The sequence below is a fragment of the Halodurantibacterium flavum genome, from assembly GCF_042681825.1.
Lineage (GTDB): Bacteria > Pseudomonadota > Alphaproteobacteria > Rhodobacterales > Rhodobacteraceae > Halodurantibacterium > Halodurantibacterium flavum.
The window spans coordinates 404,652-418,127 of record NZ_JBHUGH010000002.1; the positions used below are offsets into that span (position 1 = coordinate 404,652).

Genomic DNA, 13,476 nt, shown 5'->3' on the forward strand with positions numbered 1-13,476 from the left:
TGTCCGTTTCGCGAAAAGGGGTCGGGCGGATCGGCGTGGCCCCGGCCGGAACGACCGGCCAGGGGCCGCGCCCGCTACTCGGTGGCCCGCATGTGCCAGAAGGCCGGCACAGGGGATTCCAGCAGGTCGGTGACGGAATCCCGCCAGGCGCTGACGTTGTTGAACTGACCCAGCGGGATCATGATCACCTGGTCCAGAACATGCGCCTGGATCTCGGAGGCGAGGCTGACACGCTCTTCCTCGGTTGCGGCGGTGGCAAAGGCGATCCGCATTTCTTCCAGCGCCGGATCGGTCGGCCAGCCGAACCATCCGCCCTCGGTGCCGGTTGCGCCCAGAAGGAAGTTGATCACCGGGTTCCACAGCGCATCGACACCCCCGTTCGTCACAAAGAGGTTCCAGCCGCCTTCGGCCGGCGGGCCCTGATTGGCGCGGCGGCTGACGAGGGTCTGCCAGTCCATCGGGTCAAGCTGCACGTTGAATCCCGCGCGGCGCAGCGCATCGGCCAGGATCAGCGGCTGGGGCGAGAGGGTCGCCACGTCGGTCGGTTGCAGGATCACGACGGGCGTGCCGTCATAGCCGGCAGCCTCCAGCGCCGCCCGGGCATCCTCGACGGAGCCTCCGGCGATCAGGCTCTCGGCGCCCGCGTCGCTTGCCAAAGGCGTGCCGCAGCCAAAGATCGCCCCGCAGACCTCGTAATAGTCGGGATTGCCGATCAGCGCCGCCAGCACATCCGCCTGGCTGACCGCCATCAGCGCGGCGCGCCGGATCGCGGGATCGTCGAACGGCGCGTGCAGGAAGTTCATCCGCCCGATCACCTGCATCCCCAGCGGGTCGAGAACCGCCGTGGTGATCGCCGGGTCGGTTTCGAGCAGTGGCAGAAGATCGATGGGCGCGCGTTCGATATAGTCGATATCGCCCGACAACAGCGCGTTCATCGCGGTCTGGGGGTCGGACATGTTGATCCATTCGACGCGATCCACATTGACCGCCTTGCCGCCCGCGGTGCCCGAAGGCGCCTCGTCGCGCGGAACATAGCCCTCGAACTTTTCATAGACGACCTGGACGCCCGGCTGAAACTCGTCGGCCGCAAAGGTGAACGGACCCGAGCCGATCTGCTCGGCGATCTGTTCGCCAAAGGGAATATCGGCGATCCGTTCCGGCATCATCAGCGCCGGCACCGAGGACGGCTTGGCCAGAATGTCGATCAGATAGCCGAAGGGCGCTGACAGGCGGATGACGAAACTGGCGTCGTCCAGCGCCTCGATATCCGCGACATAGCCCATCAACATCTGCCCGCCGGTATCGTATTCGGCCCAGCGGCGCAGCGAGGCCACGCAATCGGCCGCGGTCACCGGCGCACCATCGTGCCAGGTCAGCCCGTCGCGCAGGGTAAAGGTATAGCTCAGCCCGTCGTCCGATACCTCCCAATCCGCCATCTGCGGGCGCGGCACATAGTTCTCGTCCACGCCGACCAGCGTGTCGAAGACCATGTAGCCGTGATTTCGCGTGATCGACGCGCTGCTGGCGATGGGGTCGAGTATACGGAGCGCGGAATGCATCACCGCACGCACCGTCACATCCTGCGCCATGGCGGAACCGGTGCCAAGGGCAAGAAGGGCTGTCGCCATGGCAAGGATCGTGGACCGGCGGGCGGGGGAAGGGCAGGGCGGGGCAGGATCGGGCGCGAAACGCTGGGCCTGCGGAACTTCGTCTGTCATCTGAACATCCTCTGTGACCTGTTGGACCGGGGATGCAGACCGATACGGGATCCGTTCATGACAGCGGCGCATGACATGACCGTTCAGGCTGATCCCCCGAAAAGCGCCGGCCGGAACTATGACTTCCGTTAACGATGCCCTCCGGAAAATTCGTAACATCGCCTCTGGCAAACTTGCCAGATCAATGTTCAGAATATCCTGTTGCCGAAAACGCAATGCTCACGAGGTGACGATGGGCGACCCCCGTATCCTGCAAGAAACTGCGCTGCGCTATCTTCTGGCCGTCGTGGCGGCTGGGTCCGTCAACAAGGCGGCGGCACAGATGAACGTCGCGCCCTCGGCCATCAGTCGCCAGATCGGCCGGCTTGAGGAAGATCTTGGCACCCATCTGTTCGAACGCAGGTCCTGGGGCATGATCCCCAGCGCCTCGGGCGAGTTGCTGGCCGCCCATGCCCGCCGGATGCAGCTGGACGCGGATCGCGTGGTGGAAGAGATCATGGCCATCGAGGCGCTGGAACGGGGCGTTGTGCGGCTTTCGAGCGTCGAGGGGCTGGCCACGGCGTTCTTGCCCCATGTGATCCTTGAGTTCCGCAACCGCTATAACGGTATCAATGTCGAACTGCATGTGACCAGCGCGCAGGATGTTTCCCGGCGCATCCGCGAGGGCGATTCCGATATCGGCCTGACCTTCGGCCCGACCTCGCACAAGGAGATCGAGGTGAAGCGGCGCCTGCCGGCCCCGATCCATGCGGTGGTGGCGGCACATCACCCGCTGGCCGGGGCACGCAGCCTCAGGCTTGCGCAGCTGGAACCCTATCCCATCGCGCTTCCTTCGGCCGAAACCACGATCCGTCAGTTGCTGGACCAGAGCTGCAGCCGCCAGGGTCTGGTCATGCGCCCGGTCTTCACGACCAACTATGCCAATGCCCTTATCACCTTTGCCGTCAACGGCGGGGGGATCGCGCTCTTCGGCGAACTTGCGATGCGCTACCGCCGCGATTCCGAACAGTTCGTGACGATCCCGCTGGAGGATCTGGAATTCAACACGCGCCAGCTCGAGGTCCATACCCTGGCAGGGCGCATCCTGCCCAAAAGCGCCGAGGCCTTCATCGAGATATTCCTGCATCAGTTCCCGTCGGGCGCCGGAACGACGGGGACCGGCCCCTGATCCCTCGTGCTGCGATCCGGCGCCTGGATTTGGCGCGCGCCGGACGGGCGCGGTCATGATATTCTTCCCCGTCGCGCAATGTTCCCGCAACCTGAAATGCGGTGACTGCCCGGAACCCATGCTGAGGGAATATGCGTATTCTTGTCGTCGAGGACGAAGCCGAACTGGGACGGATGCTCGTCTCGGCGCTGGCGCGCAAAGATATCGTCGTGGATCTGGCGCCGTCGATGGACGTCGCGCGCGAGGCCCTGGCGCTGCGGTCCTATGCGGCGGTCGTACTGGACCGGACCCTTCCGGACGGGGACGGCCTGTCGCTGATACCTGTCATCCGCGCGCACGACAGGTCGTGCCCGGTGATCGTCCTTTCAGCTTTGGGGGCGGTCGATCACCGGGTCGAGGGGCTCGACCACGGGGCCGACGACTATCTGGCCAAGCCTTTCGCGATCGACGAACTGCTCGCCCGGCTGCGCGCACTGCAACGCCGCCCGGCGATGGCGCAACAGCAGGTCCTTGAGGCCGGCAGGCTGCGATTCCTGCCCGAGCATCGTTCGGCCGAGATTGCCGGCCAGGCGCTCAGCCTGCCGCGACGCGAGCTTCTGGTGCTGGAGGCGCTGATACGGCGCACCGGACGGGTCGTCAGCCGTGCCGCGCTGGAAGAAGCCGTTTACGGCTATGACGACGAAATCGCCTCGAATAGCCTCGACGCCCATATCTCTCGCCTGCGCCGCAAGCTGGAAGGCGCCGAGGTCGAGATCCACACCATCCGGGGGGTCGGCTACATGCTGAGGCCCCTGCCGTGAGGCAACTGGCGCGCGGCTCGATTCAGGTCCGGCTGGCCTGGCGGCTGATCCTGTTGCAGGTGGCGGCGCTGACGATCTTTGCAGTGATCGTCGGGCTTCCATGGCTGGAGAACCGGACCGAGCCGCGTCTGGACGAGAAGGTGATCGACCAGATCCTGGAGGCGTTTGACAATGGCGGCGAGGGGTTCGGCTTCGACCCCGGTCCGAAACTGCGTCGGATGATGGAGGACCACCCGCAGTTCTGGTTTCAGGCCAGACGGGCGGACGGAGTCGTCGCAAGCCATGGCACCCCGCCCGCCGGACTGGCGGATATCCTGCCAAGGCTGATCGCGGGGCAGGGGCTCGATATCCGCTGGACCCATGACGGGCTGGAGATGATCGGAGAGAGCCGCCGCAGCCCTGCCGGGCCCATCACCATCCTGACCGGGGGCGGCGGCGAAATCTCGCCCTTCCACGAATTCCTCGTGGATGCCAAAAGCTATTACCTCAGCCTAGTGGGCCTGTTGGGGCTGCTGACGGCGATCGTGATCCCCGTGCTGCTGCGCCGGGAGTTCCGGCCTATCTCGCGCGTGGAGCACGAGGCCGCCCGTATCGACATAGACCGCCCGGGCACACGGCTCGACATCTCGGGCGTGCCGGGCGAACTGACGGGGCTTGTCGGGGCGATGAATGCGGCGCTGTCGCGGCTGGATGAAGGCATCGACAAGCGCAAGCGTTTCCTCGCCACCGCCGCGCATGAGCTGCGCACGCCGATTGCCATTCTGATGTTGCGCATCGAAACCATGCCGGCGGGCGAGGAACGGACCCGCCTGTTGCTGGATGTGTCGCGGCTTGCGCTGCTGGCGAACCAGTTGCTGGACTGGTATCGGGTCGAAAGCGACGCGCGCGCGGCACAACCGGTCGATCTGCCGGCGGTCGTGGCCGAGGCGCTGGCCGATATCGCGCCCATCGCCATCGCGGCGGACTGTTTCCTCTCTCTCTCTACCCCCGACGCGCCGGTGCGGATACTGGCCGACCCGCAGGCCCTGACGCGGGTCGTCATCAATCTGGTTCAGAACGCGATTGCCCATGGCGGGCAGGGGACGTCGATAAGCGTCGAGGTCGATGACCGGGGCACCCTGCGCATCGGCGATGACGGGCCGGGGATCGCGGCCGCAGACCAGCCGCATGTGTTCGACCCGTTCTTCCGCGCGACCGGCGCCGGCACAGGGGCGGGTCTGGGGCTCAATCTGGTGCGCGATATCGTGCTGCACTATGGCGGCAAGGTGCGTGTCGCCACCGCCCCGCAGGGGGGCGCGCTGTTCATCGTCCAGTTTCCCCTGACGTCGGATCAGGCGGGCTGAGAGGCCGGGTGTAGCGCACGGGACGCCCGGGTCACAGAATCCGAAAAACTGCGGTGCCCGCCCGCCGCGCAATGCTCGCGCAATCCTCGCCGCGCAAAACGCACCCGACCCAGAAGACGGTGCCCAAGATGACCCCTGCAAAACCAGCCCGAACCAGACGCCTGCACAGCCAGCTGGTGGCGCTGACCCTCGGCATAACGGCCTGTGCGGTCTATGCCTCGGGGGTGGCGACGGGCGATGTCACGCCCCCCGCCTCGCAGCTTCAAGGTTTTACAGCGCCGGAAAAGATTCTGGCGCCGGAAGAGGTGATCCGGCTGGCACCGATGGACCTGCGGGAAACGATTTCCGTGTCCGGCATCGTCATCCCCCACCGGCGCGTCACCGTGTCGGCGGAACTTGCCGGCATCGTCACCCGGATGTCCGTCCAGGCCGGAGAGACGGTCGAGGCCCGGGCCCCGCTTCTGAACATCGCCGCGGATGACCTTCGGCTGACGCTCGCAGCCCGTCAGGCCGAACGCGCCAGCCTTGACGCCCAACTTGTGGCGGCGCAATCGGCGCTTGCGCGGACCGAGGTGCTTGTGTCGCGGGGCGCCGTCCCGCGCAGCAAGGCCGAGGACGACCGGAGCACCGTCGACGTCCTGCGGGCGCAGATCGATGCCGTCGATGCACAGGCCCGGATTGACGCGGCGAACCTTGACCGGGCGGTCGTGCGCGCGCCCATCGCCGGTGTCGTCACCCACCGGCTGGTCGAGCCGGGCCAGCTCGTGCAGCCCGGCGCGCCGCTCTTCGAGATCATCGACCTGTCGCAGGTGGTGGTCGAGGCGATGGTCCCGCTCGACCGGCTGCTCGGCCTCGCGCCGGGGCAACAGGCGGCCTTCTGGCTGCCGCAGGACCCGTCGCATCGCTTTGCCGCCGTGGTCGAAAGGATCAGCCCGCAGGCCGAGGCGGGCACACGGTCCGCCAAGGTCTATCTGCGCATTGCGAATGCCGCCGGCGCGCTGCCCGCCGGGCTGTTCCTGAGCGGGCAGATCACCCTGAGCCAGGAACGGAACGCGCTGGCCCTGCCGGCGGCGGCGATCCTTCAGGGCGAGGCCGGGCCCGAGGCGCTGGCCTTGCGCGACGGTCGCCTGGAACGCGTCACAATCGTTCCAGGGCGCCTGTGGCAGGCGGGCGCGCTGGTCGAGGTCACGCATGGGCTTGCGGTCGGGGATGTGGTGCTGGCGGGGCCATTGCGTCATCTGATGCCCGGCGATCCGGTCCGGATTGCGGGGCGCTGAGCGATGTTCCTGACCCGTATCAGTATCGCGCAGCCGGTCTTCACCACGATGATGATGGTCGCCGTGGTGGCCTTCGGGTTGATCGGCTGGCGCTCCATCCCCATCGACCGGTTCCCGGCCATCGACTATCCTGTCGTCGCGGTCATGACGCCTTTTTCCGGCGCCTCGCCGGAAACCGTCGAAAGCGACGTGACCAGACTGATCGAGGATGAGCTGAGCACGCTGGCCGGGATCGACCGGATCACCTCGACCTCGGCGCAGGGACATTCGTCGGTCATCGCCCTGTTCACGCTGGAAACCCGCAGCGCGACGGCGGTTCAGGATGTGCGCGACAGCGTCGCCGCGATCACGCCCGATCTGCCCTCGGGCGCGGACGCGCCGCAGGTGGTGCGCTTCAACCCGACCGACGACCCGGTCGTCACACTGGCGCTGAGCAGCGCCAACCTTGGCCCAGGGGGTCTGTCGCGGCTGGCCGAGGATGAAATCGTGCCCCGCCTGACAGCGATCCCAGGGGTGGGCACGGCCTCGCTTGTGGGGGCGGTCAAGGACCAGATCACGGTCGCGCCGGACCCGGACCTGCTGCGCGCGCATGGGCTGGGCGTGGCCGATCTGGCCGATGCGCTGCGCCGCGACAACCTGCGGGTGCCGGGCGGCGCGCTGAACAGCGGTGCGCAGACCCTTTCGGTCCAGATGAATGCCGAGGTGACGTCGGCGGAAGACCTGGGTGATCTGGTGATCGCGACGCAAGGGGCGGGACAGATCCGGCTCCGCGATCTGGCCAGCGTCACGCGCGGAACCTCTGATCCCGAAAGCCTTGCGTTTCACAACGGGCAGCCGGCCCTTGCCATCGAGGTTGTCCGCGCGGATGGCGCGAATACCGTCGCCGTGGCCCATGCGGTCGCCGCGCTGGTGTCGGAACTGAACGGTGGCGAGTTGCCTGCGGATGCCCGGCTGGACATCCTGACCAATGAGGCCACAGCCATCGAGGACAACTATGAAACCGTCCGGTCGACCCTGTTCGAGGGCGCGGTCCTTGCGGTGGTCATCGTGTTCTTCTTTCTCAATTCGTGGCGGTCCACCGTCATCACCGCCCTGACGCTGCCGATTGCCTTTCTGGGCACGCTGGCGGTGATCGGCATGTTGGGCTTCACGCTCAACATGCTGACGATGCTGGCGCTGACGCTCTCGGTCGGGATTCTGATCGACGATGCCATCGTGGTGCGTGAAAACATCACCCGGCATCTGCACATGGGCAAGGACCATCACCGCGCGGCACTGGACGGCACCGCCGAAATCGGCCTTGCGGTCGTGGCGACCACGCTCGCGCTTTGCGCGGTGTTCCTGCCGCTCGCCTTCATGGACGGAATCGTCGGACGGTTTTTCGTCCAGTTCGGGATCACCGTGACCGTGGCGGTTCTGATCTCGCTTTTTGTCAGCTTCACGCTGGACCCGATGCTGTCGAGCGTCTGGCATGACCCGGCGTCGCAACCCGGGACGCGGCGTGGCGTCTTCGGCCGGGCGGTTGCGCGCTTTGGCGACGGGTTCGACCGGTTGGGCGAGAGATACAGTCGCCTGCTCGCCATCTGCCTGCGCTGGCGCAAGACCACGGTAGCGCTGGCCCTCGCCTGCCTGATCGCCAGCCTGTCGCTGTTCCCCCTGCTCGGGTTCGAGTTCCTGCCTGCGGGCGATGAGGGTCGGATCAGCGTCGAGGTGAAGACCGCGACCGGTTCGTCCAGGGATTATACCGCGCTCAAGACCGGGCAGATCGCGGCGATCGTCGCGGATATGCCCGAGGTCGCAGGCATCTACACCGCTGTCGCGGCAGGCAGCGGGTCTGGCGACAACGCGGCCCGGATGGAGATCACGCTGGTCCCGCTGGCCGGGCGCACCGCCTCGGCGGACGAGATGGTGGTGCGGATGCGGGCAGCGCTGGCCCAGATCCCGGGTGTCGATCTTGGCATCGTGTCGGTCGGCGGTGCGGGCGGCGGCGGCGCGCCGATCGAGATGTCGGTGCGCGGGCGCATGGCGACGATCTGGCGCGGGCGGCGGGGGATATCGCGGCGATGATCGCCGCCATTCCCGGTGTGGTCGACGTGAGCCAAAGCGCCGAAGAGGCGCAGCCGCTTCTGGATTTCGTGATCCGCCGCGATCTGGCCGCCGATTTCGGCATCCCGCCGGCGGCGGTGGGAACCGCCCTGCGCGCCCTGATCGACGGCGAAGAGGTCTCGTCGGTCCGCCGTGCCGATGGCGGGTCTGACCCGGTGGTGCTGCGCCTGCCCGAAACCTTGCGGAGCGATCCCGCGATGCTGGGGGCGCTGCCCGTGGCGCAGGCCGGGGGCCTCGCCGTCAGCCTCGATCAGGTCACGCGCCGCGAAGGCACCCTTGGCCCCGCCGTGATCGAGCGTGAAGCGCGCGAGCGGGTGATCACCATCACGGCGGGGCTTGATGGCCGCGTTCTGGGCGATGCACTGGCCGATATCGACCGCGGGCTTGCGGTGCTGGACCTGCCTGCCGGCATCACCACCGCCATGGGCGGCGACGCCGAGGAACTGGGCGACACCGTTGCCAGCATGGCGATGGCCCTGGGGATGGCGGTCATCTGCATCTATCTGGTGCTGGCCAGCCAGTTCGCGAGCTTTCTTCAACCCCTCGCCATCATGGCGGCCCTTCCGCTCGCGCTGATCGGGGTGGGGCCGGCGCTGCTCCTCTCGGGATCGACGATGAACATCTATTCGATGATAGGCCTCGTGATGCTGATGGGCCTGGTGGTCAAGAATTCGATCCTGCTTGTGGACAATGCCAACCAGCACCGGCGCGCCGGATTGCCGCTGGCCGAGGCGCTGATCCGGGCCGGGTCGACCCGGTTCCGCCCCATCATCATGACCACGCTTGCGATGATCTTCGGGATGCTGCCGCTCGCGCTCGCGATCCATCCGGGTAGCGCCCAAAGCGCGTCGATGGCGCAGGCGGTGATCGGCGGGCTCATCAGCTCGACCGTTCTGACGCTGGTCGTCGTGCCCGTGGTGCTGACCTGGCTCGATGCGCTGGGGACATGGGTGGTCCGACACCTGACGGCCGCAGCACCCCCGCACGGCGCGGGAACCTCGCCCTGACATTACCCGGCCGCGGGATTTTCCCGGCCGTCCCGACCCGCGTCCATGCGGCACCATCAGCCAGACAGGAATGACCATGGCAAAACCAACCAGATTTCCCCGCAACCTCGCCGCATATACGGCGCTTGCCCTTGTCGCCGCCGGACCCGCGATTGCGCAGGATTCAGGCTTTGCCCTGGGGGCAGGCGTGTTTTCCGAACGCCGCGCCTATGGCGATACAACGACCTCGGCACTGCCCTTTCTCAGCTATGACAGCCGCTATTTCAGCGTCGAGGGCACGAGCGCCGACCTGAAGCTGCCCTGGATATCGGGCGACCGGCTGCAGTTCACGCTGCGGGCGCGCTATTCGATCGGCGAGGGGTATGAGGCAGCGGATGACCCTATCCTTTCGGGGATGGCGGAACGGGAAGGCGGCCTCTGGCTGGGCGGCACGGTCACCTTCGCGGCCGATTTCGCCGATCTCAGCCTTGAGGCGGTGCACGATGTTTCGGGTGACAGCGATGGCAGCCGCATCAGGCTGGAAGCGGCGCGAAGCTTTCGCTGGGACCGGTTCAGCCTGACGCCCAGCATCGCGGCCACATGGCTGGACGACAATGCGGTGAACTATTTCTACGGCGTTCTGCCGTCCGAGGCGATGGCGGGCCGCGCGGCCTATGAAGGCACGGCCACCACCAATATCAGCCTCGGCCTGCGCGCCGGCTACTCGCTGACCGAGCGGCAGATGATCCTTTTTGACGCGAGCGTCACGAGCCTCGGCGACGGGATCACGAGGAGCCCGATCACGACCGAGGACAGCGTGACCTCGGTCGGCCTTGGCTATATCTATCGGTTCTGAAGGGCGGGGTCATCAACGCCCGCGGCCAGCCGGTCGGCCACAGCCTCTGCGATCGCCAGTGAAGAGGTCAGGCCCGGGCTCTCGATCCCGAACAGGTTGACGAGACCGGCGATGCCATGCAGCTCGGGCCCGTCGATCCGGAAATCGACGCCGGGCTGGCCCGCGCCGGCAAGCTTGGGACGGATGCCGCAATAGGTGGGGGCGAGCGCATCCTCCGGCAGACCGGGCCAGTATTTGCGGATCTCGGTCTGGAAATGGTCGCGCCGTGCGGCGTTCACGCGATAGTCGATGCTGTCGATCCAGTCGACATCCGGCCCAAAGCGCATCCCGCCCGCGAGATCAAGCGTCAGGTGGACGCCGAGCCCGCCGGGTTCCGGCACCGGATAGACCAGATGCGAAAAGGCCGGTCGGCCCGGAAGGCTGTAATAGTTTCCCCGCGCGAACAGGGTGCGGGGTACATGGTCGGGCGACAGCCCCCGGATCGCCCCCGCCAGTTCCGAGGCATGAAGCCCCGCCGCATTGACGAAGAACCGGGAGGCCATGGTGAAGCGCTCGCCGCTGGCGATGTCCCCGGTCGTCACCGCAAAGCCGGCGGGCGTCACCTCGACCCCCACCACCGCGCTGCCGAGGCTGAGGATTGCGCCATGGGCCTCGGCGTCACCCAGCATAGACAGCATCAGGGCGTGGCTGTCGATGATCCCGGTCGAGGGCGACAAAAGCGCCGCGGTGCAGGCCAGTTCCGGCTCCAGCGCCTGCACCTCGGCGGCGGTCAGGCGGCAGAGGTCATGGACGCCGGCCGCACTTGCGCGCGCCAGAATGGCGTCCAGCGCGGTGTTCTGATCCGCGCTCGTCGCCACGATCAGCTTGCCGCAGCGCCGATGGGGCACGCCGTTTTCGGCCGCATAGGCATAAAGCATCCCGCGCCCCTCAACGCAGAGCCGTGCCTTGAGGCTGCCCGGTTCGTAATAGAGGCCCGCATGGATCACCTCTGAATTGCGCGAGGATGTGCCGGTGCCAAACGCGGCCTCCCGCTCCAGGATCACCACCTCAATCCCCCGGCGCGCCAGGCTGCGCGCGATGGCAAGTCCCACAACCCCGGCCCCGGCGATGATGCAATCGACCCTGTCCATATCTCCCCCCGTCGCAACGCGGGCAGACTAGGCGGGTTTGCCTGGCTTGTCGCGGCTGAAACGGGTGTTTTTGGGGCTTGGCACCGACAGGCTGGACCGTCAGACCGACCCCGTCAGATCCGGATTTGCGCGTGTTGCGTTTTCCGAGAACACAGACGAGGAGGTCGTTATTTTCCTTTCGCGGTAGCCAGAAATTCGCTGAACTGTTGACCGGTGGCCGACCATGTCGGCTGGCTGATCGAGGCTCGCGCCGCCAACGCCGAAAAGTTGTAGATGCCGGGCATATCAAGCCACCGCATCTGATCGCAGGTCGCTTGCGTTCAGGCGCTTCCTCAGCGTGATCACAGGCGTTCCCGAGGGGAAAGAGGATCAGGCACATCCCTGCCACATCCCCCGTTAATGGCGCTATCGGAGGAAAGGGATGCAGGTCTGACCACTGCAAGGTAACCCGGCTTTCAACCCCGCAAGGGCCGGCCCGGCGACCGGCCCCCGTCTCGGGTCACAAGATCACTGCACGCAGGCAAAGCTCTCGGCGGCGCTTTCGTCTCCGCCCTGATATTGCGGCCATGCGGGGTACTGGCAAAGCGGGCGGGTGATCGTGCCCGCGTCGTTGCTGTTGACCAGATCGCCCGGCGCCGTTCCTTCCGTCACCCAGGTTTCGAGCACCGAAAAAAGATCGGCGCGGTTCGGCATCCCCTCGGGACCCACGCCGCCATGGTTGATCGAGGGAAAGATGTAGAAGCGCGCGAATTCCGTAACCGCATCCGCGCCCATCGTCTCGTTCACGCGGGTCCAGTAGGCGGCAACTTCCGCGGGGGGAACTTCGGACGCACCCCCGGCATAGAGGATCATCCGCCCCCCGCGATCGCGCAGGCCCGACAGATCGGGGTTGGTTGCATCGAGGATCTGCGACACCGCGACGATCCGGTCGCGCAGGGCGGGATCGTTCGGATCGAAGCCGAGCGTGTCATATTCGGCGTCCTGTGCGATGAAGAACCGGGCATAGCCGTCGCCCAGCGTATAGACGTAGGAGTCATATCCGTCCTGGCTGGGGCCGGGCTGGGACGGAACCGGGCGCGACCCGGCAAAGCTGCCCTGCCAGGCTGTATTGCCCCAAGGATAGCCCGCGTGCCCGGTCAGGCCATTGGCGATCTCGAAATCAAGTTCGACCGGGCGGGCGACGTTCATCACGGCTTCAAGCTGCGCCTCGGTCAGACAGTCGCCGGTCTGACCCTCTGCACAAAGCAGGGAGGACAGATCAGGTTCGCAGCCCTCGAAATTCGCGATCCAGCCATCCTCCAGCCCGTCCTGCGGGTCGCATTGGGCATAGACCGCATCGGTCACCAGCTGCGCGAGTTCCGGCCCGACCCAGCCCTCGCCGCCATTGCGGTAAAAGCCGAGCGAGGATTGCAGATGCGCGATCTTGAGCCCGGTGAGGTTCGCCACCGGGTCGCCGACAAGGATGCCGTCGTAATCCTCGGGATGGTCCTGCGCGGCGACCATCGCCTCTTTGCCGCCCTGCGAGAACCCGACGAAATAGCGCAGATCGGCGGGGGTGCCGTAATGCGCCTCGATGATCTGCATCGCGGCGCCATAGGTCTCGTTGACCGAGCGGCGGGCATAGCGCTCAAAGGCCTCCTGGTTCAGCGCGAACGAGGCCCGCCGCACGTCGATATCGGGACCATAGGGCAGGTCATCGACGCTATGGCCGGAGTCGCCGGAAAAGGTCGCGTGGCCCTTGAACGGGAATTCCTGCGCGGCGGCAGGCGTCTGCCAGCGCCCGCCCGCCTGCTGCGGGATCGTGCCGTTAAAGCCGCCGCCGCCGAACTGCACCGCATGGCCGCTCCAGTCCTCGGGCAGGACGACGCGCAGATTGATGGGCCAGCCTTCGGGGTCGGCGGGCGCGATCTGCGCAAGGATCTCGCAATGGGCGGGGGCGGCCTCGGTCGCGTCAACTTCGGCGGCGCTGGTGATCGTCACCCCGTCAAGGGGCGCCGCGGACATCTCCGCGCAGGCCGTCTGGGCAACGGCTGGCATCGCCGCGGCCAGCATCAATCCGCCGGCAAGGCCGGTCAGGTGCAATGGCTTCATG

General features: G+C 66.7%; 10 protein-coding genes. 7 read left to right on the plus strand and 3 right to left on the minus strand.

All coding sequences use genetic code 11. The features are described 5' to 3' along the window. Positions 1-74: 74 nt before the first annotated feature. Positions 75-1,718, minus strand: coding sequence for an ABC transporter substrate-binding protein (locus ACFSGJ_RS03590; RefSeq protein WP_390259565.1), 1,644 nt, complete (start codon positions 1,716-1,718; stop codon positions 75-77). Between the two features lie 232 nt (positions 1,719-1,950). Here ACFSGJ_RS03590 and ACFSGJ_RS03595 point away from each other — a divergent pair, with 232 nt between their 5' ends. The 7 genes from ACFSGJ_RS03595 to ACFSGJ_RS03625 all read left to right on the plus strand — a co-directional run bounded on the left by ACFSGJ_RS03595 (position 1,951) and on the right by ACFSGJ_RS03625 (position 10,254). Beyond that, positions 1,951-2,886, plus strand: coding sequence for a LysR family transcriptional regulator (locus ACFSGJ_RS03595; protein ID WP_390259567.1), 936 nt, complete (start codon positions 1,951-1,953; stop codon positions 2,884-2,886). A 131-nt stretch (positions 2,887-3,017) separates the two neighbouring features. Beyond that, entirely contained in the window at positions 3,018-3,686 is a 669-nt protein-coding gene (locus ACFSGJ_RS03600) for a response regulator transcription factor (protein WP_390259569.1), read from the plus strand. Next, the gene (locus ACFSGJ_RS03605) at positions 3,683-5,029 is read left to right on the plus strand and encodes a sensor histidine kinase (protein ID WP_390259571.1); all 1,347 of its coding nucleotides are present in this window, start codon (positions 3,683-3,685) and stop codon (positions 5,027-5,029) included. The genes ACFSGJ_RS03600 and ACFSGJ_RS03605 overlap by 4 nt, the downstream gene beginning before the upstream one ends. Before the next feature lie 128 nt (positions 5,030-5,157). Further along, positions 5,158-6,306 carry an efflux RND transporter periplasmic adaptor subunit gene (locus ACFSGJ_RS03610; protein WP_390259573.1) on the plus strand — a complete coding sequence of 383 codons (1,149 nt, stop codon included), beginning with the start codon at positions 5,158-5,160 and terminating at the stop codon, positions 6,304-6,306. Between the two features lie 3 nt (positions 6,307-6,309). Further along, complete coding sequence (locus ACFSGJ_RS03615; RefSeq protein ID WP_390259575.1) at positions 6,310-8,373, plus strand: efflux RND transporter permease subunit; 2,064 nt, start codon at positions 6,310-6,312, stop codon at positions 8,371-8,373. Further along, the gene (locus tag ACFSGJ_RS03620; protein ID WP_390259577.1) at positions 8,370-9,419 is read left to right on the plus strand and encodes an efflux RND transporter permease subunit; all 1,050 of its coding nucleotides are present in this window, start codon (positions 8,370-8,372) and stop codon (positions 9,417-9,419) included. Before ACFSGJ_RS03615 ends, ACFSGJ_RS03620 begins: the two co-directional genes overlap by 4 nt. 76 nt (positions 9,420-9,495) lie before the next feature. Beyond that, a complete protein-coding gene (locus ACFSGJ_RS03625; RefSeq protein WP_390259579.1) occupies positions 9,496-10,254 on the plus strand; it encodes a MipA/OmpV family protein in 759 nt (252 codons plus the stop codon). Here the strand turns inward: ACFSGJ_RS03625 and ACFSGJ_RS03630 are convergent. Next, complete coding sequence (locus ACFSGJ_RS03630; protein ID WP_390259581.1) at positions 10,242-11,384, minus strand: NAD(P)/FAD-dependent oxidoreductase; 1,143 nt, start codon at positions 11,382-11,384, stop codon at positions 10,242-10,244. The two genes, ACFSGJ_RS03625 and ACFSGJ_RS03630, sit on opposite strands and share 13 nt — an antisense overlap. A gap of 507 nt (positions 11,385-11,891) precedes the next feature. Continuing rightward, positions 11,892-13,475, minus strand: a complete 1,584-nt coding sequence (locus ACFSGJ_RS03635) for a tannase/feruloyl esterase family alpha/beta hydrolase (RefSeq protein ID WP_390259583.1) — start codon at positions 13,473-13,475, stop codon at positions 11,892-11,894. Position 13,476: the final 1 nt, after the last annotated feature.

Coding starts and splice junctions, on each gene's coding strand:
- ACFSGJ_RS03625 (WP_390259579.1), top strand. CDS start 9,496: ATGGCAAAACCAACCAGATTTCCCCGCAACCTCGCCGCATATACGGCG.
- ACFSGJ_RS03630 (WP_390259581.1), bottom strand. CDS start 11,384: ATGGACAGGGTCGATTGCATCATCGCCGGGGCCGGGGTTGTGGGACTT.
- ACFSGJ_RS03600 (WP_390259569.1), top strand. CDS start 3,018: ATGCGTATTCTTGTCGTCGAGGACGAAGCCGAACTGGGACGGATGCTC.
- ACFSGJ_RS03610 (WP_390259573.1), top strand. CDS start 5,158: ATGACCCCTGCAAAACCAGCCCGAACCAGACGCCTGCACAGCCAGCTG.
- ACFSGJ_RS03620 (WP_390259577.1), top strand. CDS start 8,370: ATGATCGCCGCCATTCCCGGTGTGGTCGACGTGAGCCAAAGCGCCGAA.
- ACFSGJ_RS03590 (WP_390259565.1), bottom strand. CDS start 1,718: ATGACAGACGAAGTTCCGCAGGCCCAGCGTTTCGCGCCCGATCCTGCC.
- ACFSGJ_RS03595 (WP_390259567.1), top strand. CDS start 1,951: ATGGGCGACCCCCGTATCCTGCAAGAAACTGCGCTGCGCTATCTTCTG.
- ACFSGJ_RS03615 (WP_390259575.1), top strand. CDS start 6,310: ATGTTCCTGACCCGTATCAGTATCGCGCAGCCGGTCTTCACCACGATG.
- ACFSGJ_RS03635 (WP_390259583.1), bottom strand. CDS start 13,475: ATGAAGCCATTGCACCTGACCGGCCTTGCCGGCGGATTGATGCTGGCC.